Annotated in this window: 23 protein-coding genes and 1 pseudogene; 13 read left to right on the top strand and 11 right to left on the bottom strand. The window is 71.5% G+C overall.

Going from position 1 to position 25,250, the window contains the following annotated elements; genetic code table 11:
• Window positions 1-37: 37 nt before the first annotated feature.
• The 3 genes from EAO71_RS19400 to EAO71_RS19390 all read right to left on the bottom strand — a co-directional run bounded on the left by EAO71_RS19400 (window position 38) and on the right by EAO71_RS19390 (window position 2,924).
• Complete coding sequence (locus EAO71_RS19400; RefSeq protein ID WP_147978860.1) at window positions 38-1,120, bottom strand: AI-2E family transporter; 1,083 nt, start codon at window positions 1,118-1,120, stop codon at window positions 38-40.
• Between the two features lie 235 nt (window positions 1,121-1,355).
• Window positions 1,356-2,318, bottom strand: a complete 963-nt coding sequence (locus EAO71_RS19395; RefSeq protein WP_147978859.1) for a pirin family protein — start codon at window positions 2,316-2,318, stop codon at window positions 1,356-1,358.
• Between the two features lie 114 nt (window positions 2,319-2,432).
• Window positions 2,433-2,924, bottom strand: a complete 492-nt coding sequence (locus EAO71_RS19390; protein WP_147978858.1) for an SseB family protein — start codon at window positions 2,922-2,924, stop codon at window positions 2,433-2,435.
• Between the two features lie 431 nt (window positions 2,925-3,355).
• Between EAO71_RS19390 and EAO71_RS19385 the strand changes: the two genes are divergently transcribed.
• From EAO71_RS19385 to EAO71_RS19355, 7 genes are all read left to right on the top strand, one after another.
• Complete coding sequence (locus EAO71_RS19385) at window positions 3,356-3,799, top strand: hypothetical protein (protein WP_147978857.1); 444 nt, start codon at window positions 3,356-3,358, stop codon at window positions 3,797-3,799.
• 5 nt (window positions 3,800-3,804) lie between these two features.
• Window positions 3,805-5,712, top strand: coding sequence for an alpha/beta hydrolase (locus EAO71_RS19380; RefSeq protein ID WP_147978856.1), 1,908 nt, complete (start codon window positions 3,805-3,807; stop codon window positions 5,710-5,712).
• A complete protein-coding gene (locus EAO71_RS19375; protein ID WP_147978855.1) occupies window positions 5,709-6,263 on the top strand; it encodes a hypothetical protein in 555 nt (184 codons plus the stop codon). The genes EAO71_RS19380 and EAO71_RS19375 overlap by 4 nt, the downstream gene beginning before the upstream one ends.
• A 167-nt stretch (window positions 6,264-6,430) precedes the next feature.
• Complete coding sequence (locus EAO71_RS19370) at window positions 6,431-8,257, top strand: acyl-CoA dehydrogenase (protein ID WP_147978854.1); 1,827 nt, start codon at window positions 6,431-6,433, stop codon at window positions 8,255-8,257.
• Between the two features lie 136 nt (window positions 8,258-8,393).
• On the top strand, window positions 8,394-9,686 hold the full coding sequence (locus EAO71_RS19365) for a M18 family aminopeptidase (RefSeq protein WP_147978853.1): 1,293 nt from the start codon (window positions 8,394-8,396) through the stop codon (window positions 9,684-9,686).
• A 106-nt stretch (window positions 9,687-9,792) separates the two neighbouring features.
• Complete coding sequence (locus EAO71_RS19360) at window positions 9,793-10,014, top strand: DUF6458 family protein (RefSeq protein ID WP_147978852.1); 222 nt, start codon at window positions 9,793-9,795, stop codon at window positions 10,012-10,014.
• 48 nt (window positions 10,015-10,062) lie between these two features.
• Window positions 10,063-10,407 (top strand): hypothetical protein, encoded by a 345-nt coding sequence (locus EAO71_RS19355; protein ID WP_147978851.1) that lies wholly within the window; start codon window positions 10,063-10,065, stop codon window positions 10,405-10,407.
• A 64-nt stretch (window positions 10,408-10,471) separates the two neighbouring features.
• Here EAO71_RS19355 and EAO71_RS19350 read toward each other — a convergent pair whose 3' ends face one another.
• The gene (locus tag EAO71_RS19350; RefSeq protein WP_147978850.1) at window positions 10,472-12,286 is read right to left on the bottom strand and encodes an NHL domain-containing thioredoxin family protein; all 1,815 of its coding nucleotides are present in this window, start codon (window positions 12,284-12,286) and stop codon (window positions 10,472-10,474) included.
• A gap of 178 nt (window positions 12,287-12,464) precedes the next feature.
• Between EAO71_RS19350 and EAO71_RS19345 the strand changes: the two genes are divergently transcribed.
• On the top strand, window positions 12,465-12,956 hold the full coding sequence (locus EAO71_RS19345; protein ID WP_147978849.1) for an LURP-one-related/scramblase family protein: 492 nt from the start codon (window positions 12,465-12,467) through the stop codon (window positions 12,954-12,956).
• Between the two features lie 56 nt (window positions 12,957-13,012).
• On the opposite strand, the gene EAO71_RS19340 is transcribed toward EAO71_RS19345, so the two are convergent.
• Window positions 13,013-13,801 carry a carbon-nitrogen family hydrolase gene (locus EAO71_RS19340; protein ID WP_147978848.1) on the bottom strand — a complete coding sequence of 263 codons (789 nt, stop codon included), beginning with the start codon at window positions 13,799-13,801 and terminating at the stop codon, window positions 13,013-13,015.
• A 155-nt stretch (window positions 13,802-13,956) separates the two neighbouring features.
• Between EAO71_RS19340 and EAO71_RS19335 the strand changes: the two genes are divergently transcribed.
• Window positions 13,957-14,784: a maleylpyruvate isomerase family mycothiol-dependent enzyme gene (locus tag EAO71_RS19335; RefSeq protein WP_147978847.1), complete on the top strand. Its 828-nt coding sequence runs from the start codon at window positions 13,957-13,959 to the stop codon at window positions 14,782-14,784.
• 92 nt (window positions 14,785-14,876) lie between these two features.
• On the opposite strand, the gene EAO71_RS19330 is transcribed toward EAO71_RS19335, so the two are convergent.
• The 5 genes from EAO71_RS19330 to pdhA all read right to left on the bottom strand — a co-directional run bounded on the left by EAO71_RS19330 (window position 14,877) and on the right by pdhA (window position 20,554).
• The gene (locus tag EAO71_RS19330) at window positions 14,877-16,190 is read right to left on the bottom strand and encodes an MFS transporter (protein WP_147978846.1); all 1,314 of its coding nucleotides are present in this window, start codon (window positions 16,188-16,190) and stop codon (window positions 14,877-14,879) included.
• Window positions 16,187-16,828, bottom strand: coding sequence for a GntR family transcriptional regulator (locus tag EAO71_RS19325; protein ID WP_147978845.1), 642 nt, complete (start codon window positions 16,826-16,828; stop codon window positions 16,187-16,189). The genes EAO71_RS19330 and EAO71_RS19325 overlap by 4 nt, the downstream gene beginning before the upstream one ends.
• Window positions 16,829-16,966: 138 nt before the next feature.
• Complete coding sequence (locus tag EAO71_RS19320; protein ID WP_147979392.1) at window positions 16,967-18,358, bottom strand: dihydrolipoamide acetyltransferase family protein; 1,392 nt, start codon at window positions 18,356-18,358, stop codon at window positions 16,967-16,969.
• A gap of 31 nt (window positions 18,359-18,389) precedes the next feature.
• Window positions 18,390-19,370 carry an alpha-ketoacid dehydrogenase subunit beta gene (locus EAO71_RS19315; protein ID WP_147978844.1) on the bottom strand — a complete coding sequence of 327 codons (981 nt, stop codon included), beginning with the start codon at window positions 19,368-19,370 and terminating at the stop codon, window positions 18,390-18,392.
• 2 nt (window positions 19,371-19,372) lie between these two features.
• Window positions 19,373-20,554, bottom strand: a complete 1,182-nt coding sequence (pdhA, locus tag EAO71_RS19310; RefSeq protein ID WP_147978843.1) for a pyruvate dehydrogenase (acetyl-transferring) E1 component subunit alpha — start codon at window positions 20,552-20,554, stop codon at window positions 19,373-19,375.
• A gap of 357 nt (window positions 20,555-20,911) precedes the next feature.
• Between pdhA and EAO71_RS19305 the strand changes: the two genes are divergently transcribed.
• The 3 genes from EAO71_RS19305 to EAO71_RS19295 all read left to right on the top strand — a co-directional run bounded on the left by EAO71_RS19305 (window position 20,912) and on the right by EAO71_RS19295 (window position 23,246).
• Window positions 20,912-21,571, top strand: a complete 660-nt coding sequence (locus EAO71_RS19305) for a response regulator (protein ID WP_147978842.1) — start codon at window positions 20,912-20,914, stop codon at window positions 21,569-21,571.
• A gap of 130 nt (window positions 21,572-21,701) precedes the next feature.
• Entirely contained in the window at window positions 21,702-22,214 is a 513-nt protein-coding gene (locus EAO71_RS19300) for a pyridoxamine 5'-phosphate oxidase family protein (RefSeq protein WP_147978841.1), read from the top strand.
• A gap of 15 nt (window positions 22,215-22,229) precedes the next feature.
• A complete protein-coding gene (locus EAO71_RS19295) occupies window positions 22,230-23,246 on the top strand; it encodes a phosphotransferase (RefSeq protein ID WP_147978840.1) in 1,017 nt (338 codons plus the stop codon).
• Between the two features lie 36 nt (window positions 23,247-23,282).
• Here the strand turns inward: EAO71_RS19295 and EAO71_RS19290 are convergent.
• Window positions 23,283-24,722: pseudogene (locus EAO71_RS19290) on the bottom strand (protein kinase domain-containing protein); the annotation flags it as partial.
• A gap of 261 nt (window positions 24,723-24,983) precedes the next feature.
• Here EAO71_RS19290 and EAO71_RS38935 point away from each other — a divergent pair.
• Window positions 24,984-25,250 (top strand): protein kinase domain-containing protein (locus EAO71_RS38935; protein WP_261992187.1); only part of this gene is annotated, 267 nt, incomplete at its 3' end.

Genomic DNA, 25,250 nt, shown 5'->3' with positions numbered 1-25,250 from the left:
TCCGGTACGTCCTCGACGCCGGAGGCCGGGCCGTCCGTCAGCCTGGTCCCTCCGGCGCCCGTCCCTCCGCCGCGGTGTACCGCCCGCGCAGCTCGCCGATCACCCCGAACGCCGCCGCCGTCAGCGGGACGGCCAGCAGCATCCCCAGGATCCCGGCCACGGACGCGCCGGCGGTGATCGCGAGCATGACCACGGCGGGGTGCATCTGGACGGTCCGGCTCTGGACCATCGGCTGGAGCACGTAGCCCTCCAGGACCTGGACGGCGAGGACGACGCCGAGGACCCACAGGGCGATGACCACGCCGCGGTCGGCGAGCGCGACGAGGACGGCGATCGCGCCGGAGAGGAAGGCGCCGAGGTACGGGATGTAGGCCGTGACGAAGACCAGCGCGGCGAGCCCGACGGCGCCGGGCACCCGCAGGAGCAGCAGACCGACGCCGATCAGGACGGCGTCGACGAGCGCGACGAAGGTGGTGCCGCGCATGAAGCCCTCCACGGCCTCGAAGGCGCGGCGGGCCATCGCCTCGACCGCGTCGCCGGTGGACGAGGGGGCCAGGGAGCGCAGGGCGCCCGSCGCCTTGTCGGAGTCGCGGAGGAAGAAGAAGATCAGCAGCAGCGCGAGGACTCCGGTGGCGATCAGCTCGGCGACGACGCTGAGGCCGGAGATCACCCCGGAGGCGGCGGTCCCGCCGAATCTCTGGAGCAGCGACTGCGCGTTCCGCGCGACGTCGTCGAGGGAGGTGCCGGCCGCGCCGAGGTGCTTGGCGATGTCGGTCGCGGCCTGCCGCAGCGAGTCGAGGATCTGGTCGCCGGTCTCGATGAGGGCGACGACGACGATGTAGGCGGCGCCGCCGACGACGGCGAGGACCGCCAGGACCGTGAGCGCGGCGGCCAGCGACTTCTGCACCTTCATGCGCAGCAGGCGCCGGTAGAGGGGGCCGAGCAGGGCGGTGCCGAGCAGGGCGAGCAGCACGGGGGTGACGGCCGTCTGGAGTTCGACGCAGAGCCAGATGCCGACGGCGGCGACCGCGATGAACAGCAGCGCGACGACGCACCAGGCGGCGGCACGGCGCGCGGGCGCGGGAAGGAGGGGTCTCGGCGGCTCCGGCTGCGTCTGCACCCGTTCACCGGACCACGCCCCGCGGCGTGTCGTCCTGCGGTACGGACCCGGACGGGTGACGTCCCGTCAGGGCGCGTGCCGCGCCCCTCGGAGACCGGTGACCGCTTCCCCTCGGAGCCACGAAGCCTCGGAGCCTGGTGGCCGTCCCTTCGGAGCGTGGTGACCGGGTCCCGGCAGAACCGCGCGCCGCGCGCCGGACGGTTCCGGTGCGCGGCGCGGGTCTCCGACGGGTCGCCTACTCGCCCATCCCGTGCACCGCCGGGATGGTGCCGAGCCGGCCCGCCTGGAAGTCCTCGAAGGCCTGCCGCAGCTCCGCCTGGCTGTTCATGACGAACGGCCCGTAGTGCGCCATCGGTTCGCGGATCGGCCGGCCGCCCAGCAGGACGACCTCCAGGTCCGGGGTGTGCCCGTCCTGCTTCTCGTCCGCGCGGACCGTCAGCGAGCCGCCCTTGCCGAAGACCGCGGTCTGGCCCATGTGGACCGGACGCCGGTCGGCGCCGACCGAGCCACGGCCGGCCAGCACGTAGGCGAGACCGTTGAAGTCCTCGCGCCACGGCAGGGTCACCTCGGCGCCCGGCCGGACGGTCGCGTGGATCATCGTGATCGGGGTGTGCGTGATGCCCGGGCCGGCGTGGCCGTCGAGGTCGCCCGCGATGACGCGGTAGAGCGCGCCGCCGTCCGGCGAGGTCAGCAGCTGCACCTGGCCGCCGCGGATGTCCTGGTAGCGCGGGGCCATCATCTTGTCCTCGGCCGGCAGGTTCACCCACAGCTGGAGCCCGTGGAAGAGTCCGCCGCTCACGACGAGCGACTCCGGCGGGGCCTCGATGTGCAGCAGCCCGGATCCGGCGGTCATCCACTGGGTGTCGCCGTTGGTGATGGTGCCGCCACCACCGTTGGAGTCCTGGTGGTCGAAGACGCCGTCGATGATGTACGTGACGGTCTCGAAGCCGCGGTGGGGGTGCCAGGGCGTGCCCTTGGGCTCGCCGGGGGCGTACTCCACCTCCCCCATCTGGTCCATCATGATGAACGGGTCGAGGTAGCGGTAGTTGATCCCGGCGAACGCGCGGCGCACCGGGAATCCCTCGCCCTCGAATCCGGAAGGTGCCGTGGTCACGGCGAGCACGGGGCGGGGGGCGGCGTCGGCCGGGGCGGCGACGCGCGGCAGGGTGAGCGGGTTCTCGACAGTCACAGCGGGCATGGCGGGACCTCCTTGTGCGACCACTTTAGTTGAACAATGAACTTCCTGCCACTCGGAACGCGGAACGCCCGGGAGGAATTCCTCCCGGGCGCTCCCACACACGCACAGCCCGCGTCAGCCGTACATCCGGCGCATCGCGAAGTCCACCATCTGCTCCACGGCCTTCGCGTCGAAGACCATGCGGTGGTCGCCCTCCATGTCGAGGACGAAGCCGTAGCCGGTCGGCAGCAGGTCGATCACCTCGGCGCCGGTGATCACGAAGTACTTCGACTCCTTGCCCGCGTACCGCCGCAGCTCCTTGAGCGAGGTGAACATCGGGATCACCGGCTGCTGGGTGTTGTGCAGCGCCAGGAAACCGGGGTTGTCCCCACGGGGGCAGTAGACCTTGGAGGTCGCGAAGACCTGCTGGAAGTCCTCGGCGGCCAGCGAGCCCGTCGTGAAGGCGCGTACGGCGTCGGCCAGGGACGGCGGCGACGGCTCCGGGTAGAGGGGAGGCTGCTGCCCGTAGCCACCGCCCTGCATGCCCCCCTGCATCGGCTGCTGCGGGGGATGGGCGTACTGCTGCTGGGCGGCGCTGCCGTCGCCGTGCTGGCCGTATCCGTACATGCCCCCAGCCTATCGAGCGGGCGCCGGGCCCAGAGCGGTTCGGGTCGGCCGAGACGGAGCGCACACCCCGGCGGAACGGGCCGGGCCACCGCCCCCGCCCCCGGCGGGACCGGCCGGAGCCGACGCGCCGGCCCCCCGGTCGCCGCGTCCGTGTACTCGTTCAGCTTCACGTCGCGCAGCTGCTGCCAGGTGGGCATCCGGATCAGCCCTCCTTCTTCTGGGAGGGGGCGGGCGCCTCGGCGGCGATCTTGCGCTGGGTGTCGAGCTCGCGCTCGCCGAAGTCTCGGCCGGCGCTCTTGAGGGCCCCCGGCGACCGCGCCCGGCAGCCCCCGCCCCGGACGAAGAACCTGCCCTTCGCACATGTCTTCGCACCGTTCGTCTTCTCTTGCTAGGTTCGCGGGAGCAATTTCCGGCCGCCACGGGGGTGGAACATGGCACTGAACGCCAAATGGGACGAGCTGTTCGGGGGCTCCGCGCCGTCCGGACAACCGGCGTCGATGACCCTCGCGGGTCTGCCCGCCGAGGACAGCGGTGGAGGCGGGGGCGGCGACGCGAACCTGAAGGCCGACGAGGGTCCCTGGCACGGTGCCGGCAAGACCTCCGGCGAGCTGCGCACCTCGACCACCACCTCGCTCACCGACCTCGACACCGCGAACGAGGGCGTCACCGGCGGGACCGCCGGCTTCGACTCCTCCGCCGCCCTGAGCGAGATCCTCGGCACCTGGAAGACCCGCCTCACCGCCGTCCGCGACGAGTGCGGACGGCTGGAGAGCGCCCTCAAGAGCGCCGGCCGAGACTTCGGCGAGCGCGAGCTCGACACCCAGCGCAAGATCGCCGCCGAGGCGCCCGCCCCCTCCCAGAAGAAGGAGGGCTGATCCGGATGCCCACCTGGCAGCAGCTGCGCGACGTGAAGCTGAACGAGTACACGGACGCGGCGGACGGCTGGGGCAAGATCAGCTCCCGCGCCAACGTCGACAAGGACCGCGTCGACAACGGCATGTTCGCGCGGATCAACGACACCCAGAAGGGCGAGGCCGCCAAGACCGCCACCGGCGACGTCCAGCAGCTGAGCCGCAACTTCCAGTACCTGCACGCCGAGTGCGGGCTGATCCGCACCGCGCTCAACGGGCTGGCCTCCGAGCTCGCCGCACCGCAGCGGAAGCTGAAGCAGGCGCTGGAGGACGCCGAGAACCTCAAGTTCACGGTCAAGCCCGACGGGTCCGTCGAGTACCCCACCCAGTCCTACGTCCTCAAGCCGGGCGCCGCCACCGCCCAGGACGGCGCGCCCGTCCCCTTCCTGCCCGGCAAGGCCGAGGGCATCGGCAGCTCCGACCCCAACAAGGGCAAGGCCGAGGACATCGCCCAGCGCATCGGCGACGCGGTGCGCGAGGCCGCCGAGATCGACGGCCGGTACGCGGGCGTCCTGCGCAAGCTGAGGGCCGAGCCCGGCCTCACCGTCAGCGACGAGACCCTCGCCGACGCCGCCAAGGACACCAAGGCCCTCCAGGAAGCCGCCGGGAAGTACGCCGACGACGGCAAGATCCCGCACGGCAAGTCGCCGAAGGAGAACGCCGAGTGGTGGAACGGGCTGACCCAGGAGCAGCGTGACGAGTACGCCACGCTCTACCCGGCGTCCGTCGGCGCGCTCGACGGCATCCCCTCCGCGGTCCGCGACGACGCCAACCGGATGGTCCTCGCCGAGACCCGTGCCCAGGCCCAGCTCGACCTGAACGCCATTCCGAAGCAGCCCCAGGAGTACATCCAGAACCCCAGCGGCCAGTACCCGGCGGTCATCAAGAACCCCGAGTACCTCCAGTGGGACAAGAAGTACGGGGACCGCTTCGAGGAGCTCACCGCCCAGAAGAAGGGCATGGACGCGATCCAGGCCCGCTTCGACCGCACGGGCCAGTCCGAGCGTCCCGGCGAGCGCCCGCTGCCCGAGGCGTACCTCCTCGGTTTCGACACCCAGGGCAACGGCCACGCCATCGTCGCCAACGGCAATCCGGACACCGCGACGCACACCGCGATGTACGTGCCCGGCACCACCTCCAACCTGGAGGGCATAGGCGGCGACATCAAGCGCATGGAGACCCTCTGGCGCGCCAGCGACAACCTGGCGAACGGCCAGAGCGTGTCCACGATCACCTGGCTCGGCTACGACGCCCCGCAGAGCATCGTCAAGGACGCGCCGTTCAGCCACTACGCCGACGACGGCGCCCCCAAGCTGAACGGTTTCGTCGACGGGCTGCGCGCCACCCACCAGGGCGACGCGACCCACATGACCGTGACCGGCCACAGCTACGGCAGCACGGTCATCGGCTCCGCCGCCCGCCAGGGCCACCTGGCGGCCGACGACATCTTCGTGGCCGGCAGCCCGGGCATGCAGGTGGGCAGCGCCACCGACCTGGACGTGCCCAAGGGCCACGTCTACGCCGCCGAGGCCGACAGCGACCCCTACCTGAAGGGCCTGCACCTGCCCGGCGGGGTCACCGACGGCAAGTACGGCGGCTTCAACATCCCCTTCGTCACCAGCGACCCGGTACCGGACCTCGGCGGCTGGGGCCACGCGCCGAAGAAGCTGGACATCGACATCCTGCCGTCGTTCATCGACGGCGACGGCGCCAGCGTCGTGAAGCCGCTGACACCGACCAACCCCGACTTCGGCGCGCACATCGTGGCCACGGACGGGTCCCGCGGCCACAGCGGCTACTGGGACAACGGCACCGAGAGCCTCAACAACCAGGCCCGCGTCGTCACGGGCCGGTACCAGGAAGTGACCTCGCAATGAGCCGCCGCACCACCGCACGCACCGGCGGGGCCCTGACCGCCGCCGCCCTTCTCCTCGCGACGGGATGCACCACCATGAGCAACGACGCCGGCCTGCCCTACGAGCCGCAGCCGATGAAGGTCACGGCGGCCAAGGACCTGGTCCGCTCACGGTCCAGCACGATCTTCGACACGGCGGGCCTGCGCGAGGCGAACAACGGCGCGCCCGACGCCTCCCCCTGCGACGGGGTGGACGACGGCTTCCGGGTCCGCCACTTCTGGTCGATGTACGGCCCCGACGCCGACGCCCTGAAGCAGGCGATGGAACGGCTCCACCAGGAGCTGCCCGCCAAGGGATGGAAGGTGCTCCGCTTCGAGCCGGCGAAGTCGCAGGCCAAGCAGCTCCAGCTCGACGTGGAGCACGAGAAGGACCACCACACGGCCACGATCGAGCTGCTGCTCCCCTCGACGTACAAGGACGCGTCGAAGTGGGAGAAGGCGACCCGCGACAGCCTCTCGGTCTCGCTGACCTCGCCCTGCTACACCGACCCGGAGTACACGGTCGGCGACTGAGCGTCACACAAGACCCGGGGCGTGCGGCTCGCGTCACAGATATCAGGCCAGGGGTTGCATCTTATTACCGGTGGGTAGCATCATCGTAGAGAGCGTGGGCTACTCACCGGTAGTACGAGTACGCGTACGAGGACATCTCCCTCCCCGATCCTTACGGAGCCGTCGCCATGGGGCACTACAAGTCGAATCTCCGCGACATCGAGTTCAACCTCTTCGAGGTCCTCGGACGCGACAAGGTCTACGGCACCGGTCCGTTCGAGGAGATGGACGTCGAGACCGCCAAGAGCGTGCTCGAAGAGCTCACCCGCCTCTCGGAGAACGAGCTGGCCGAGTCCTTCGCCGACGCCGACCGCAACCCGCCGGTCTTCGACCCCGAGACCAACACCGCCCCGGTCCCGGCGAGCTTCAAGAAGTCCTACAAGGCCTTCATGGACTCCGAGTACTGGCGCCTCGGCCTCCCCGAGGAGATCGGCGGCACGACCTCCCCGCGCTCCCTCATCTGGGCGTACGCGGAGCTGATCCTCGGCGCGAACCCGGCCGTCTGGATGTACTCCTCCGGCCCCGCCTTCGCCGGCATCCTCTTCAACGAGGGCAACGAGGCGCAGAAGAAGGTCGCGCAGATCGCCGTCGAGCGCCAGTGGGGCTCCACGATGGTCCTCACCGAGCCGGACGCCGGCTCGGACGTCGGCGCCGGCCGCACCAAGGCGGTCCAGCAGGAGGACGGCTCCTGGCACATCGAGGGCGTGAAGCGCTTCATCACCTCCGGTGAGCACGACATGGAGGAGAACATCCTCCACTACGTCCTCGCCCGCCCCGAGGGTGCCGGCCCCGGCACCAAGGGCCTGTCCCTCTTCCTCGTGCCGAAGTACCACTTCGACTGGGAGACCGGCGAGCTGGGCGAGCGCAACGGCGTCTACGCCACCAACGTCGAGCACAAGATGGGCCTCAAGGCCTCCAACACGTGCGAGATGACCTTCGGCGACCAGCACCCCGCCAAGGGCTGGCTGATCGGCGACAAGCACGACGGCATCCGCCAGATGTTCCTCATCATCGAGTTCGCCCGCATGATGGTCGGCACGAAGGCGATCTCCACCCTCTCGACGGGCTACCTCAACGCCCTCGAGTACGCCAAGGAGCGCGTCCAGGGCACCGACCTGGCGAACTTCATGGACAAGGCCGCCCCCAAGGTCACCATCACGCACCACCCCGACGTCCGCCGCTCGCTGATGACGCAGAAGGCGTACGCCGAGGGCATGCGCTCCCTCGTCCTCTACACGGCCACCGTGCAGGACGAGATCCAGCTCAAGGAGGCGAACGGCGAGGACGCGAAGGCCCTGCACGGCCTGAACGACCTGCTGCTCCCGATCGTCAAGGGCTACGGCTCCGAGAAGGGCTACGAGCAGCTCGCGCAGTCGCTCCAGACCTTCGGCGGCTCCGGCTTCCTGCAGGAGTACCCGATCGAGCAGTACATCCGGGACGCCAAGATCGACACCCTCTACGAGGGCACCACGGCCATCCAGGGCCAGGACTTCTTCTTCCGCAAGATCGTCCGCGACCAGGGCGCGTCCCTGAACGCGCTGGCCGAGGAGATCAAGAAGTTCCTCGCGGTCGGCACCGGCGGCGAGGAGCTGGCCGGCGCCCGCGACGCGCTCGCCAAGGCCGCCGTGGACCTGGAGGGCATCGTCGGCAAGATGCTCACCGACCTCACCGCCACCGGCGAGGACGTCAAGAACATCTACAAGGTCGGCCTCAACACCACCCGCCTGCTCATGGCCTCCGGTGACGTCGTCGTCGGCTACCTGCTGCTGAAGGGCGCGGCCGTCGCCGCGGAGAAGCTCGAGAGCGCCTCCGCCAAGGACAAGGCCTTCTACACCGGCAAGATCGCCGCCGCGAAGTTCTTCGCCGCCAACGTCCTGCCGGGCGTCGGCGCCGAGCGCGCGCTCGCCGAGGCCATCGACGGCTCGCTGATGGACCTGGACGAGGCCGCGTTCTAGTACGCGCCTCCGTCCGCCACGAACGGCTCGCTCCCGGGGAGGGGAGCGGGCCGTTTCGTCTTCCCCGCCGAGCCCGGGAAGGAACCGTTCTCCAGGGCCCCCGCACCGCCTCCGGCGTGCTGCGTATGGTGAACGCATGAGTAGCGCACCCTCCCGCTTCGACCGCGGCCACACCGATGACCTCATGACCTTCCTCGCGGCCTCCCCGTCGCCGTACCACGCCGTGGCGAACGCGGCCGACCGCCTGGAGAAGGCCGGCTTCCGCAAGGTCGAGGAGACCGACGCCTGGGACGGGACGAGCGGCGGGAAGTACGTGATCCGCGGCGGCGCGATCATCGCCTGGTACGTGCCGGAGGGCGCCGACCCCCACACCCCCTACCGCGTCGTCGGCGCTCACACCGACTCCCCCAACCTGCGCGTCAAGCCGCAGCCCGACCTGGGCAACCAGGGCTGGCGCCAGGTCGCCGTCGAGATCTACGGCGGAACCCTGCTCAACACCTGGCTCGACCGCGACCTCGGCCTCGCCGGCCGGCTCACCCTGCGCGACGGCAGCCACGTCCTCGTCAACGTCGACCGGCCCGTCCTCCGCGTCCCCCAGCTCGCCATCCACCTCGACCGCCAGGCCAACGACGGCCTCAAGCTCGAACGCCAGCGGCACATGCAGCCGATCTGGGGCCTCGGCGAGGTCCACGAGGGCGACCTCATCTCCTTCGTCGCCGCCGAGGCCGGCGTCGACGCCGAGGACGTCACCGGCTGGGACCTGATGGTGCACGCCGTCGAGGCCCCCGCCTACCTCGGCCGCGACCTCGAACTCCTCGCCGGCCCCCGGATGGACAACCTCATCTCCGTGCACGCGGGCGTCGCCGCGCTCGCCGCCGTCGCCGCGCGGCCCGACCTCCCCTACATCCCGGTCCTCGCCGCCTTCGACCACGAGGAGAACGGCTCCGAGGCCGACACCGGCGCCCAGGGCCCGCTCCTCGGCAACGTCCTCGAACGCTCGGTCTACGCCCGCGGCGGCGCCTACGAGGACCGCGCCCGCGCCTTCGCCGGCTCGATCTGCCTCTCCTCCGACGTCGGCCACGCCGTCCACCCCAACTACGCCGAGCGCCACGACCCGACGCACCACCCGCGCCCCAACGGCGGCCCGATCCTCAAGGTCAACGTCAACCAGCGCTACGCCACCGACGGCAGCGGCCGGGCCGTCTTCGCCGCGGCCTGCGAGAAGGCCGGCGTGCCGTGGCAGTCCTTCGTGTCCAACAACGACATGCCCTGCGGCACGACGATCGGCCCGATCACGGCCGCCCGCCACGGCATCAGCACCGTCGACATCGGCGTCGCCTGCCTCTCGATGCACAGCGCCCGCGAACTGTGCGGCGCGGACGACCCGTACCTCCTGGCCAACGCCCTCGTCGCCTTCCTGGAGGGATGAGGCACCCGGAGCGCGACGATCCGGGCGGAGCGATCACGCGGGCGGAGGGATAGCCCGCCCGGACCCGGGTACCCGATCCCGACTACCCCACTAGGAGGCGGGATTCATGGGTCTGGGAGGCTGCATCATCCTCATCGCCGTCGGCGCGATCCTCACGTTCGCCACGGACTGGCAGCTCGACGGCGTCAACCTCGACCTGGTGGGACTGATCATGATGGCGGTCGGTCTCATCGGCACGGCGACGTTCGCGAGCATCGCCCGGCGCCGGCGGGTCGTCGTCCCGCCGTCCGCCCCCACCGTGGTGGACGAAGGGCGCCGCGACTACTGAGCGACCGGCGAAACATCGGCGAAAGGCCCCCGTCGTCACCGTGAACTCATGCAGCGTCACGAGGGCCCGCCCCGAGGGAAGTTCATCGCCGTCCTGGCCACCGCCGCCCTGATCGGCACGGCGGTGGCCTGGTACGGCATCGCCCGCTACGACGGGCGGCCGCCCTGGGCCACGGACATCGCCTACGAGGGCGGCTACGTCCAGGCGGCCCGCATCCGGGGCTACGACGTGACCGGCGAGCGCACCCGGTCCCTGCTGACCGGCGAGTGCGCCGAGATGCAACGCCTGGGCATGGGCGGCGACCGCGCCGCCCACGACCCGGCCGCCTGGGTGGCCGGCTGCCTGGACGGAGCGGCGGGCCGCCCGTCCAGGAACCAGGGAACCGTCCGCTGAGAACGGCCGCGCCACCGGCTTCGTACGCCCACCGGGGACGGCGGGACATCCCGAGGAGCGGGACCTACGCCTGGGCGTCCATCCCCGCGAGGATCAGCGGGAGGCGCGCCACGCCGCCCTCCGCCAGCCGCACCGGCACACCCCAGTCCTGCTGGTGGACGTGGCAGGCCGGGTACTCGTTGGCCGGATCGTCGTCGCAGGACGCCGCCATCGCCGAGACGTGCAGCACGCCCTCGGCGAGCTCCGGGTTCAGGTCGAGCTCCCGGAACAGGTCCGTGCCCGTGCCCTCGCCGCCCAGCAGCAGCTCCGGCGGCGTCGAGGAGACCAGCAGCCGGGTCGAGGGACCGTAGCGCTCGTCCAGCTTCTGCCCCGTCGGCGCCTGGAAGACGACGTCGAGCCGCAGCCGGCCCGGCGCCACCTCGGTCGCCTCGCGCTGCGTCCGGTGGGCCACCGACTCGACCTGGACGGCCTCCTCGGGCAGCCGCAGCCGGGTCAGCCGGTGCCGGGCGGACTCGACCACGACGATGTCGTCCCCGACCAGCACCGCGTCGCTCGGCTCACGCAGGTCCGTGGCGAGCGTGGTCACCTCGCCGGCGGCGGGGTCGAAGCGGCGCAGCGCGTGGTTGTACGTGTCCGCGATCGCCACCGAGCCGTCCGGCAGCGCGGTCACGCCCAGCGGGTGCTGGAGCAGCGCCTGGCCGGCCTCGCCGTCACGGTGGCCGAAGTCGAAGAGGCCGGTGCCGACGGCGGTGTGGACGACGCCTTCGGTGTCGATCCAGCGCACGGAGCTGGTCTCGGAGTCCGCGATCCACAGCCGGTCCCCGGCGGCGGCGAGCCCCGACGGCTGGGCGAACCAGGCCTCGGCCGCCGGCCCGTCGACCAGGCCCTCGTTCGTGGTGCCGGCCGCGACCTGCACCGTCCCGGCTTCGGGGTCGTACGTCCACAGCTGGTGGACGCCCGCCATCGCGATCCACACCTTGCCCTGCCACCAGGCGACGTCCCACGGCGACGAGAGCGCGACGTCGAGCGCCGGGCCCGACGTGGGGGAGCCCTGCCACCACTGCTTGCCGGTGCCCGCGATCCGCTCGATCGCGCCGGTCGCCGGGTCGAAGGTGCGCAGCGCGTGGTTCACGGTGTCGGCCACGACGACCTTCCCGTCGGGAAGCAGCGCGAGGCCCTGGGGCTCGCGGAACTCGCCGTCGCCGATCCGGCGCACCACGCTCTCACCGTCCGGCGCCAGCTCGACGAGCTGGTGACGGGTGGTGTCGGAGACCAGGATGTTCCCGGAGGGCAGCAGGACGGCCTTCCCGGGGAAGCGCAGGTCGGTCGCGACGGGCTCCGGCGGCACGTACGGCCCGTCCCCGCGCCGCAGGGTGCCCTTCGCCTCGTGCTCGGCCTCCAGCTCCTCGACGAGGGTCGCGAGGGCGTTGGCGTGCCCCTCACCGGCGTGCTGGGCGACGATGTACCCCTCGGGGTCGATCACGACGAGCGTCGGCCAGGCCCGCACGGCGTACTGCTTCCAGGTCGCGAGCTCCGGGTCGTCGAGCACGGGGTGGTGCACCTCGTAGCGCTCCACGGCGTCGACGACGGCCTGGTGCTCGGCCTCGTGGACGAACTTCGGCGAGTGGACCCCGACGATCACCAGGGTGTCGCGGTGCTTCTCCTCCAGCTCACGGAGCTCGTCGAGGACGTGGAGGCAGTTGATGCAGCAGAAGGTCCAAAAATCCAAGATCAATGTGCGACCTCGGAAGTCGGCGAGCTTCAGGTCCTTCCCGCCGGTGTTGATCCATCCGCCCTTGCCGATCAGCTCGGGGGCACGGACACGGGCACGCTTGCGGGGTGCGGGCGCAGGGGTGGGCGCCGAGGCAGCATCGTTCATCCTTCAAGCTTGCCATCCGAGGATGAACACCGGATCACGCGCGTACGGCACGACCCGGGAGACCGGGGCAGGGCGTCCGGGCGGACCGTGCCGGAGCCGCTCCGAAGCGCCGGGCCCCCGCCGTGACCACTCCTTCGCGCCCGCGTGGCGCGGCGGCCGCCGGGGAAGCTGTCGCCGTATGAAATACCTCGTACGGGACAAGATCCTCGCCCTCGGCGACGACTACTGGATCGAGGACGAGGACGGCCGCCACGCCTTCCTCGTCGACGGCAAGGCCCTGCGGCTGCGGGACACCCTGGAGCTGAAGGACCCGCTCGGGCAGATCCTCGTCACGCTGCGGCAGAAGCTGTTCAGCCTGCGCGACACCATGACGATCGAGCGCGACGAGCGGCCGCTCGCGACGATCCGCAGGAAGCGGCTGTCGCTGCTGCGCAACCACTACCGGGTCGGCCTCGTGGACGGCACCGAACTGGATGTGAGCGGGCGGATCCTGGACCGGGAGTTCACCGTCGAGTACGACGGCGAACTGCTCGCGCACGTCTCCCGGCAGTGGTTCCGCCTGCGGGACACGTACGCCGTGAACGTCGTCCGCGAGGACGCCGACGCGGCGCTGCTGATCGCCGTGGCGGTGTGCGTGATCCGGATGTCCGAGCGGGAGCGGGAGGACTGACCGCCGGGGCCGCGGCGCCCGGGCGGGTCCGGGCGCCCCCGGCCTACGGGCGTGGCCTATGGGCGTGCCAGGCCCAGGACCCGGTCCTTCAGGGCCGGGAACTGCTCCCGCGTCGTCTCTACCTTCGCCGGGTCGAGGACCACCCGCAGGATCTCCTCGTCCGGGCCCGCCTCGGCGAGGACCTCGCCCCAGGGGTCCACCACGATCGAGTGCCCCGCCTGTTCCACGCCCGCGTGCGTGCCGGCCGTGTCGCAGGCCAGTACGTACGCCTGGTTCTCGACGGCCCGCGCCCGCGCGAGCAGCGTCCAGTGCGCGCGGCGCCGGGCGGGCCATCCCGCGGGGACGACGAACGCCTGCGCACCGGCGTCCACCAGGCCCCGGAAGAGTTCCGGGAAGCGCAGGTCGTAGCAAGTGGCGACGCCCAGGGTCAGCCCCGGCAGCGCGGCGGTCACCAGTTCCTCGCCGGCCGCCATCATCACCGCCTCGCCCTTGTCGAAGCCGAAGCGGTGGATCTTCCGGTAGCTCGCGACGAGTTCGCCGGCGGGGGAGAAGACGAGCGAGGTGTTGTACAGCGCGCCCCCGGCCGCCTCGACGAACGAGCCGGCGTGCAGCCAGACCTCCGCGTCACGTGCCGCCGCCGCCATGCCCTCGTGGGTGGGGCCGTGCAGCGGTTCGGACTCCGCGGCGAAGTCCTCGTAGGCGAACGCCCCCATGGGCCACAGCTCGGGGAGCACGACGAGGTCGGCGCCGCCGCGCTCCGCCCGTACCAGACCGGCCACCCGCGCCCGGCGGGATTCGATCGATTCGTCCGGGTCTACTGCAATCTGGATCAGCGAGGCGCGCACACTACCACCGTCCTGGCATTCGAGCCGTCAACACGGGCCTACGATCGTCACACGAAAGCACTGCCGGGGTGCCTTCGGGCAGCGTAACTTAGCGTCCGAGCCTCCCAAGCAGTCTTGTTTTCAGCCCGCGCACCGCAGAACCGCCGAGGGGTCCCGTGACCGTCCATCCCAGCCTCCAGACCTATGCCGACGCCTGGACCCACTCCATCGAAGCGATATCCGAACTGGTCCAGCCGCTCGTGGAGGGCGAGTGGAACCGTCCGACGCCGTGCCCGGGGTGGTCGGTTCGGGACATCGTCTCCCATGTGATCGGCATGGAGTGCGAGATGCTCGGCGACCCTCGCCCCATCCACTCCCTGCCCCGCGATCTCTACCACGTGCGCAGTGAGTTCGCCCGCTACATGGAGATGCAGGTCGACGTGCGCCGGCACCACACCGGTCCGGAGATGACCGCGGAGCTGGAGTACATCCTGATCCGCAGGGCGCGTCAGCTGCGCAACGAGAACCGTGGTCCGGAGCACCTGATCCGGGCGCCGCTCGGCGCGGAGCAGACCCTCGAAGTCGCCTACCGCATGCGCGCCTTCGACGTGTGGGTCCACGAGCAGGACCTGCGGACGACGCTGGGCCGGCCGGGCAACCTGGACTCCCCCGCCGCTCTGATCGCGCGGGACGTGCTGCTGGAGGCGCTGCCGAAGGTGGTGGCCAAGGACGCGGGCGCGCCGGTCAACTCGGCGATCGTGGTCGACGTGCACGGCCCGGTCGAGTTCCTGCGGACGGTGCGGGTGGACGCGGAGGGCCGAGGCTCGGTCGACGGCTCGCCGTCGCTGGGTCCGGTGGCGACGCTGGCCACGGACTGGGAGACGTACGTCCGGCTGGCCTGCGGGCGGGTGCGGGCGGCCGAGGTCGCCGACCGGGTCAAGGCGGAGGGCGACCTGGACCTGGCGCAGGCGATCCTGGACAACTTCACGGTGACGCCCCGCTAGCGCGGGCGTCGCGCCGGCCCGCGCCCGGGGGGCCGCTTCCGGCCGGCGGCCGGGCGAGGGCCGCTCTCCCGGTGCCGCCCCCGGCCGGGTGGTCACACCGGTACGTGCACGGCCTCCACCCGGCTCGCCACGAGCCGTTCCCGCTCGCGCTGCGCGGTGCGGGCCTTGAGGCGCAGGATCTGCACGACGCCCAGGGCCTCCAGGACGAAGACGGAGGAGAAGGCGATCCGGTAGTTGTCGCCGGTCGCGTCGAGGAGGACGCCGACCGCGAGCAGCGTCGTCATCGAGGCGACGAAACCGCCCATGTTGACGATTCCCGAGGCGGTGCCCTGACGCTCCGGCGGGTTGGCCGGGCGGGCGAAGTCGAAGCCGATCATCGAGGCGGGGCCGCAGGCGCCGAGCACGACGCAGAGGGTGACCAGGAGCCACATCGGGGCCCGGTCCCCCGGGTGCAGCAGGGTGGCGGCCCACAGCAGGGCGGTTCCCGCGACGGTGCCGAGGGCCAGCGGGGCCCTCGCGGCGTGGTGCCGGGCGATGATCTGGCCGTACGCGAGCCCCACGGCCATGTTGGACAGGACCACGAGCGTGAGCAGTTCACCGGCGACGCCCCGGGTCAGTCCCTGGTCCTCGACCAGGAAGGGCATGCCCCACAGCAGCAGGAAGACCATCGCCGGGAACTGGGTGGTGAAGTGCACCCACATGCCGAGCCTGGTGCCGGGTTCGCGCCAGGACTGGGCGATCTGGCGCCGGACGAAGGCGGCGCCGGCGTGCGTGGCGGGTGCCGGTTCGTATCCCTCGGGGTGGTCCCTGAGGAAGAGGAGCAGCAGTACGAGGACGGCGAGGCCGGCGACCGAGCTGCCGACGAAGGTAGCGGTCCAGCCCCAGCCGTTGAGCGCCCGGGCGATGAAGAGGGTCGAGACGAGGTTGCCGGCCATGCCGAAGAGGGCGGCGACCTGGCCGATGAGGGGACCGCGGCGGGCCGGGAACCAGCGGGCGCCCAGACGCAGCACGCTGATGAAGGTCATCGCGTCGCCGCAGCCGAGGAGGGCCCGGGAGGCCAGGGCCATGCCGTACGAGGGGGAGAGGGCGAAGCCGAGCTGGCCGACGGTGAAGAGCACGACGCCGAGGGTCAGCACCTTCTTCGTGCCGAGCCGGTCGACCATCAGCCCGACGGGTATCTGCATGCCCGCGTAGACCAGCAGCTGCAGGATGGAGAAGGTGGAGAGGGCGGAGGCGTTGACGTCGAAGCGGTCGGCGGCGTCGAGGCCGGCGACGCCCAGCGACGTGCGGAAGATGACGGCGACGAAGTAGACGGCGACACCGACGCCCCAGACCAGGGCGGCGCGACGGCCGCCGGGCGGGTCGCCGGGCAGGGTGACGGCGGACCCGAATCCGCGTCCGCTCACCGTGCCTCACCCCGGACCAGGATCTTGACCCAGCTGAGGTGCTGCCGGACGCAGGCGGCGGCGCCCTCGACGTCGCCCTCCTTGATCCGCTCCAGGATCTCGGCGTGCTCGGTGATGTTCTTGGCGATCCGGTCGGGCTGCGACTGCATCACCGCGACGCCCATCCGCAGCTGCCGGTCGCGCAGCTGGTCGTAGAGCCTGGCGAGGATCTGGTTGCCGGCGTGCTGGACGATCTCGGCGTGGAAGCAGCGGTCGGTGACGGCGACCTCGGCGAGGTCGCCGGCCTCGGCCCGGCGCTTCTGCTCCTCCAGGAGTTCCTCGAGCCGCGCGATCAGTGCGGGGGAGGCGGGTACGACCCGGCGTACGGCGAACTCCTCGACCAGCAGCCGGGTCTCGACGACGTCGGCGATCTCCTGGGCGGAGACGGCGAGCACCAGGGCGCCCTTCTTCGGGTAGAGCTTGAGCAGCCCTTCCATCTCCAGCTTGAGCAGGGCCTCGCGCACCGGCGTGCGGGAGACCCCCACGGCCTCGGCGAGCTCCCCCTCCGTGAGGAGGGTGCCGCCCTCGTAACGGCGGTCGAGCACAGCCTGCTTGACGTGCATGTAGACGCGGTCGGCGGCTGGGGGTGCGGATGCCATGAACACAGCATAGATACAAGAGGGGTGCATCAAACAGGCGCGTCCGCGATACGGACGCGCCGGAGCGTGACGACGCCCGGCCGGGGATGTCCCGGCCGGGCGTTTCACGTGAAACGGGCGTTCCACCCGAAGGGCGTGTCAGGCCCAGGTGATGAGGCGCTTCGGCTGCTCCAGGATCGCGGCGATGTCCGCCAGGAACTTGGAGCCGAGCTCGCCGTCCACCAGGCGGTGGTCGAACGACAGGGCCAGCGTCGTGACCTGGCGCGGCTTCACCTTGCCCTTGTGGACCCACGGCTGGAGCTTGATGGCCCCGACCGCGAGGATCGCGGACTCGCCCGGGTTCAGGATGGGCGTACCGGTGTCGACGCCGAAGACGCCGACGTTGGTGATGGTGAAGGTGCCGCCCTGCATCGCCGCCGGAGTCGTCTTGCCCTCACGGGCGGTCGAGACCAGCTCGCTCAGGGACCGCGACAGCTCCGGCAGGGTCTGGGCGTGCGCGTCCTTGATGTTCGGCACGATCAGGCCCCGCGGGGTGGCCGCGGCGATGCCCAGGTTGACGTAGTGCTTGAGCACGATCTCCTGGTTCGCCTCGTCCCAGGACGCGTTGATGTCCGGGTTGCGCTTGGCGGCGACCAGGACGGCCTTGGCGATGAGCAGGAGCGGGTTGACCCGGAGGCCCGCCATGTCCTTGTCGGACTTGAGCTCCTCGACCAGCTTCATGGTGCGCGTGATGTCGAAGGTCACGAACTCGGTGACGTGCGGCGCGGTGAAGGCCGAGCCGACCATCGCCGCCGCGGTCGCCTTGCGCACACCCTTGATCGGGACGCGGGTCTCCCGCGCGTCCGTCGACACCACGGCGGCCGGAGCGGCAGCGGGTGCGGGAACGGCCGCGGGTGCCGGAGCCGCGACGGGCGCCGGGGCCTCCGTCAGGGCGGACGGCGCCGGGGCGGCGGCCGCGTGGACGTCCTCGCGGGTGATGATCCCGTCCGGGCCGGTCGGGACGACCGTCGCCAGGTCGACCCCGAGGTCCTTGGCGAGCTTGCGCACCGGCGGCTTGGCCAGCGGGCGGGTGGCGGTCGCGCTGCCGTGCCCGTTGAGCTCGCCCTGGATCGCGGCTGCGGCGGCCTGACCGGGCACCGTGGCGCCCTTGCGCGGCCGGCGCTTGGTCGAGGTCGCGGCGACGCCGTAGCCCACCAGGACCGGCTGGCGGCCCTGCGGCTCGGCTTCCTCGGCGGCGGGCGCCACGGGTGCCACGACGGGCTCCGGGGCTTCGGCGACCGGGGCGGCCGGGGCCTCCGCGGGCGCGTCCCCGCCGACGTTCACCGAGATGATCACCTCGCCGACGTCCACCGTCGCGCCCTCGGGGAAGCGCAGCTCGTGCACCACGCCGTCGAAGGGACTGGGAAGTTCGACGGCGGCCTTGGCCGTCTCGACCTCGCAGACGACCTGCCCGTCGGCGACCGTGTCACCGGGCTGGACGTACCACTTGAGGATCTCGGCCTCGGTGAGGCCCTCGCCCACGTCGGGCATCTTGAATTCGCGGATGGTCACGTGGTTCTCCTCAGTACGCCAGCGAGCGGTCGACGGCGTCGAGCACGCGGTCCAGGCCCGGCAGGTACTCCTCCTCCAGGCGCGCCGGCGGATACGGCGCGTGGTAGCCGCCGACCCGCAGGACGGGGGCTTCCAGGTGGTAGAAGCAGCGCTCGGTGATGCGTGCGGCAATCTCCGCGCCGGAGCCGAAGAACACCGGGGCCTCGTGGACCACGACCAGGCGGCGGGTCTTCTCGACCGAGGCCTGGATGGTGTCGAAGTCCAGCGGGGAGACGGACCGCAGGTCGACGACCTCGACCGACTTGCCCTCCTCGGCGGCGGCCGCGGCGGCCTCCAGACAGGTCTTCACCATCGGGCCGTAGGCGACGAGCGTGAGGTCCGTGCCCTCACGGGCGACGCGGGCCTTGTGCAGCTCACCGGGGATGGCCTCGGTGTCGACCTCGCCCTTGTCCCAGTAGCGGCGCTTGGGCTCGAAGAAGATGACCGGGTCGTCGCTCTGGATCGCCTGCTGGAGCATCCAGTAGGCGTCGGAGGAGTTCGCCGGGGTGACGACCTTGAGGCCCGCGACGTGCGCGAAGAGCGACTCGGGGGACTCGGAGTGGTGCTCGACCGCGCCGATGCCGCCGCCGTACGGGATGCGGATGACGACCGGCATCTTCACCGTGCCGAGCGAACGGGCCCGCATCTTCGCCAGCTGGGTGACGATCTGGTCGTAGGCCGGGAAGACGAAACCGTCGAACTGGATCTCCACGACCGGCCGGTAGCCGCGCAGCGCGAGGCCGATCGCGGTGCCGACGATGCCGGACTCGGCGAGCGGGGTGTCGATGACCCGGTCCTCGCCGAAGTCCTTCTGCAGGCCGTCGGTGATCCGGAAGACACCGCCGAGCTTGCCGACGTCGAGTCCCATGATGAGGACCTTGGGGTCGGTCTCCAGGGCCTTGCGCAGCGACTCGTTGAGCGCCTTGGCGAGGGGAAGCTTCTGAACAGCCATGATTACTCGGCCTCTCCGCCCGCGAAGGACGCCTGGTAGGCGGCGAACTGCGCGCGCTCCTCGTCGACGAGCGCGTGCCCGTCCGCGTACGTGTGGTCGAAGATCGCCATGTGCTCCGGAACGGGCATGGCGCGGACGACCTCGCGGACGTGCTTGCCGAGAGCCTCGCTCTCCGCCTCGAGCTCCTCGAAGAAGGCCGCGTCGGCGTGGCCCTCGTTCTCCATGTACGCCTTGAGGCGCATGATCGGGTCCTTCGCCTCCCACGCCTCGCGCTCCGTGTCGCGGCGGTAGCGGGTCGGGTCGTCGGAGGTGGTGTGGGCGGCCATGCGGTAGGTGAACGCCTCGATGAGCGTCGGACCCTCGCCGCGGCGGGCGCGCTCGAGCGCCGACCGGGTCACGGCCAGGCACGCGAGGACGTCGTTGCCGTCGACGCGGACGCCGGGGAAGCCGAAGCCGCGGGCGCGCTGGTAGAGCGGGACGCGGGTCTGCTTCTCGATCGGCTCGGAGATGGCCCACTGGTTGTTCTGGCAGAAGAACACGACCGGGGCGTTGTAGACCGCGGAGAACACGAACGACTCGTTGACGTCGCCCTGGCTGGAGGCGCCGTCGCCGAAGTAGGCGAGCACGGCGGAGTCCGCACCGTCCTTGGCGACGCCCATGGCGTAGCCGGTGGCGTGCAGGGTCTGCGAGCCGAGGACGATCGTGTACAGGTGGAAGTTGTTGGTGCTGGGGTCCCAGCCGCCGTGGTTCACACCCCGGAACATGCCGAGCAGGTTGGTCGGGTCCACCCCGCGGCACCAGGCGACGCCGTGCTCCCGGTAGGTCGGGAAGACGTAGTCGTCGTCCCGCAGGGCGCGGCCGGAGCCGATCTGGGCGGCTTCCTGGCCGAGCAGCGAGGCCCACAGACCCAGCTCGCCCTGGCGCTGCAGGGAGGTCGCCTCGGAGTCGAAGCGACGGGTCAGGACCATGTCGCGGTAGAGACCGCGCAGCTCGTCGGCGCTCAGGTCGATGTCGTACTCGGGGTGCTGAACGCGCTCCCCTTCGGGCGTCAGCAGCTGAACGAGCTCGGGCTCCGGGTTCTCGGGACCCTGTGCCTTCTTCGCGGTCGCGCTCGCGCTGGCGGTGCGCTTGGTGCCGCTGCTGCGTCGCGTCGTCTTGCGCGCGGCAGTGCTCTCCACGGTCACGTGCGTGCTCCTCCGTCGGTCCGGCCCCCGGGTTCGCCGGGCAAGGCCTGGGGTTCCCCCTACCGCAGGTAAGGGGAGGCTCGCCCTTCCGGCCCGCGCACGGGGTGGGTGCGGCTCGGCCGGGGTCGGGCGTGACAGGTGCCCCGGCGAGCGCCCTGTCATAGGCACGTTACCCAGTGCGCCGCATTCCTGCGAAACCCCATTTGACCTGCGATTTTGCTTGGATTTCCAAGTAAATCGAGAAAAGGGGAAACGTAGCTGGTCAGCGCTGTGCAACGGCCAGGAGGCCGCCGGAACACGGGCACGGTATCCCGGCACCCCCGGGCACGGGAAGAGCCAATATGTGAGACTGGCCCCGTGCGCGAAGATGGAAAAATCCGGGTATTTCTGCTCGACGACCACGAAGTCGTCCGGCGCGGCGTCCACGAGCTGCTCACCGTGGAGGACGACATCGAAGTGGTCGGAGAGGCCGGCACAGCGGCAGACGCGCTGGTCAGGATCCCTGCGACGCGTCCCGACGTCGCCGTCCTCGACGTCCGGCTGCCCGACGGCAGCGGTGTCGAGGTCTGCCGCGAGGTGCGTTCGCAGAACGAGGACATCAAGTGCCTGATGCTCACCTCGTACGCCGACGACGAGGCGCTCTTCGACGCGATCATGGCCGGGGCCTCGGGTTACGTGCTCAAGGCCATTCGAGGGAACGAGCTGCTGTCGGCGGTCCGGGACGTCGCCGCCGGCAAGTCGCTGCTCGACCCCGTGGCGACCGCCCGGGTCCTGGAGCGGCTGCGCGACGGCAACAACCCGAAGGGGGACGACAAGCTCGCGAGCCTGACGGACCAGGAGCGCAGGATCCTGGACCTGATCGGCGAGGGCCTGACCAACCGGGTCATCGGCGAGCGGCTCCACCTCGCGGAGAAGACCATCAAGAACTACGTCTCCAGCCTGCTGTCGAAGCTGGGCATGGAACGCCGCTCGCAGGCCGCGGCCTACGTGGCGCGCCTCCAGGCCGAGCGGCGCTGAGGACCGGGCGGAACAGCACGGACCGACGGGCGGAGCGGGCCCGGACGGCCCGGATTCGGGACTTACGTCCCCTCCGGCCGGGGGCAGGCGCCCCTGTCGGGCGGCATGGCCGTGACGGAGAGTGGAGACCATGTCCACCGAGGAGATCCGAGCCATCGAGCTGCTGACCGGGGTGTCGTACGGCCGGGTGGCGACGAGCATGCGGGCGATGCCGTTCGTCGCACCGGCCCGGCACATCGTGGACGAGGGCCGCGTGCTGCTGCGGCTGCACCGGGGACTCGGCTACCACCGGGCGTGCGCCGGCAGCGTCGTCGCCTACGGCGCCGACAACCTCAACTCCGGCTCCGAGAATCTCTGGTCCGTGCAGTTCACGGGTACCGCCGAGGTCGTCGAGCCGACCGAGGAGCAGCTGGCCGCCTTCGGGCCCGCCCCCCGGACCGTGGACGGCGAGCCCTTCGACCCGGTCTACATGCGCATCGAGCCCCGGTTCGTGACCGTCCACGCGCTCGACTACGCCGCGGGGAGTCTCGGGGAGCACGCCGGCGAGCGCATCGAAGCACCCGACGGCGCACAGGCCACCGGGGGCGCCGGCGCACGCGCGGACGATCGCGCCGCTGGGCGACACCTCCACCACGCAGCGTGATCTAACATCTGGCGAGTGCCGCGCTCATCTGAAACGCTCGTCCCGCCGCTCGGTGCCCTCCTGCGCCGCTACCGGGAGGCCGGCGAGCCCCTGTCCTGCGAACCCGTCACCCAGGGCCTGCTCAACCGCGGCTACCGCCTCGCCACCACCCGCGGCGCCTACTTCCTCAAGCAGCACCTCGACGCCCCGACCGCGGACCGGGACACCATCAGCCGCCAGCACCGCGCCACCCAGCGCCTGCACGCGCTGGGCCTGCCCGTCGCCCCACCCCTCGCCGACTCCGCCGGCCGTACCGTCGCGGTGATCGGGGGCCGGTGCTACGCCCTGCACCCCTGGGTCGACGGCCGCCACCGCGACGGTGCCCAGCTGTCCGCAGGCGGCTCACGGCGGCTCGGACTGCTCCTCGGCCGGGTCCACACCTGCCTCGAACAGGTGATGGAACCACCGCCGCCGGGCGAGGAACACGAGAGCGCCCGCCCCGAGGAGACGCTCCGGGTCATCGACGAACTGCTGCGCCTCGCCCGCGCCCGCCGCCCCCGGGACGGCTTCGACGAACTGGCCGTGCACCGACTGCTCCAGCGCCGCCGCCTGCTGGCCGAGCACGCCCACCGGCGCCCGCCGCCGGCCTCGGCCGCGGGCTGGGTGCACGGCGACTTCCACCCGCTGAACCTGCTCTACCGGGGTGCGGAGCCGGCCGCGATCGTCGACTGGGACCGGCTCGGCGTCCAGCCGCGGGCCGAGGAGGCGGTGCGGGCCGCCGCCATCTTCTTCGTACGGCCCGCGGGCGAACTGGCGTTGACGAAGGTGCGGGCGTACGCGCGGGACTACCGGCGCGCCGCGGGCGTGGACGCGGACGAACTGGCGGCCGCGGTGCACCGGGTGTGGTGGGAACGGCTCAACGACTTCTGGATACTGCGCTGGCGCTACCAGCTGGACGACCGGAGGGCCGACCCGCAGTTCCCTGCGGCGTCGGCCCTGGTGGTGTGGTGGACCCGCGAATACGACGCGGTGCGCGACGCGTTCACGGGCTGACGCGCCTGGTCCCGGTCGGCGGGGACGGCCGGGCCGTCAGGGGGTGGTGCCCCCCGTGGGCTCGCCGTTGGCGCCCGTCGTCGTACCGGTGGTGGTGCCGGTGGACGTGCCGGTCGACGTGCCCGTGGTGGTGCCGGTGGACGTGCCGTTCGAGGTCCCGGTCGTCGTCCCCGTGCTGGTGCCGCCGTCCGTCGTGCCCTCGGTCGTCCCCGTGTTGGTGCCGCCGTCGGTGGTACCGCCGTCGGTGGTCCCACCGTCCGCCGGGTCGGTCGACGGCTCGCCCGTCGGCGTGCTCGGGGTCGTCGGCCGGTTCGTGGGCCTGTTCGTGGGCGTCCAGGGGTAGTCGTTGCCGCCGGTGGAGGTGTCCGGCTCCTGCGACTCCTCCGAGGGCTCCTCCGACGGCGTCGGCGAATCCGTCGGGCTGGACGGCTGGTTGGTGACGGTCGGCTTGTCCGTCGTGCCGCCGCTCCGGTCCGCGGCCTTGTCCAGCGCGTAGACGACGCCGGCCACGATCGCGACCATCGCGAGCGCCACGAAGAGCACTACCTTCCCGCGCCCGCCCCTCCGGCCGCCCTGGGAGCCGTAGCCGCCGTCCTGCCCGTAGCCGCCGTCGTACCCGCCGACCCCGCCGTCCTCCGGGTTCCGCGGCGGGAGGAGGGGACGCTGCGCCGTCTCGTGGTGCATCGGGTGGCCGAGCGCGGCCGTCGCGGCGAGCCCGCCGGGCGGCGTGTGCCCGCCCTCGTGCATCTCCACCGGGCCCGTGTTCCACGTCCCGGTGTGACCGCCCTGCTGCTGCAGCATCTGCAGGCCGTACTGGATCAGGCCGCGCATCTCCTCGGCGCTCTGGAACCGGTCGTCCGGCTCCTTGGCGAGCGAGCGCATGACCAGCCCGTCCAGCTCCGGCGGCGCGGCCTGGGCGACGTCCGACGGCGGGACGGGGGCGTCCTGGACGTGCTGGTAGACCACCGACAGCGGCGTCTCGCCGGTGAACGGGGGCCGCAGCGCGAGCAGTTCGTAGAGCAGGCAGCCCGTCGCGTACAGGTCGGAACGGTGGTCGACGGCCTTGCCGAGCGCCTGCTCGGGCGAGAGGTACTGSGGCGTGCCSARGACCATGCCGGTCTGGGTCATCGTCGACTGCGCGCCGTGCAGGGCGCGAGCGATGCCGAAGTCCATGACCTTCACGGCGCCGGTGTGCGTGATGATGACGTTGGCCGGCTTGATGTCACGGTGCACGATGCCGTGCTGGTGCGAGTAGGCGAGCGCCTCGAGCACGCCCGACACGATGATCAGGGCCTGCTCCGGACCCGGCGCCTCGGCGCTGATCAGCAGGTCGCGGATGGTGCGGCCCTCGACCAGCTCCATCACGATGTACGGCACCGACTGGCCGGCCACGACGTCCTCGCCGGAGTCGTACACCGCCACGATGGCGTGGTGGTTGAGCCCGGCGACCGACTGCATCTGTCTTCGGTGTCTCGCCGTACCGGCACACCGATACGTCTTTCCTTGCGGTCACGCTACAGGCTCCGCCCGACATCACGGTCCGGGATCCACCGGCCACCCCCTCCCTTCCGGATACGCCTGTGCACATTGAGCGCAGTTCGTGTAACGCTTCCGAGACGCTTGTTGTGCGGAGGGTCACGGAACGGGCACCCGGCTTGACGTGTCACTGCCCTCGGGCAGACTTGGCCGAGAAAATCCGGATCAGCGCCGCCTCGCGCGCGTATGGGGGAAGCACGAATGAGCCAGGACGGCGCACAGGGCCGCTATGCGGGCGGTTCGGTCGCGAACGGCCGGTACCAGCTTCGCGACCTGCTCGGCGAAGGCGGCATGGCGTCCGTGTACCTCGCGTACGACAGCGCCCTCGACCGCCAGGTGGCCATCAAGACGCTGCACACCGAGCTGGGCCGGGAACAGTCGTTCCGCGAACGCTTCCGCCGCGAGGCGCAGGCCGTCGCGAAGCTGTCGCACACCAACATCGTCTCCGTCTTCGACACCGGCGAGGAC

This window comes from Streptomyces sp. MS191 (assembly GCF_008042125.1).
In the GTDB taxonomy this organism is placed as follows: domain Bacteria; phylum Actinomycetota; class Actinomycetes; order Streptomycetales; family Streptomycetaceae; genus Streptomyces.
The sequence above is the reverse complement of the archived record's forward strand: the minus strand, read 5'-3'. Positions and strand labels throughout refer to the sequence as shown.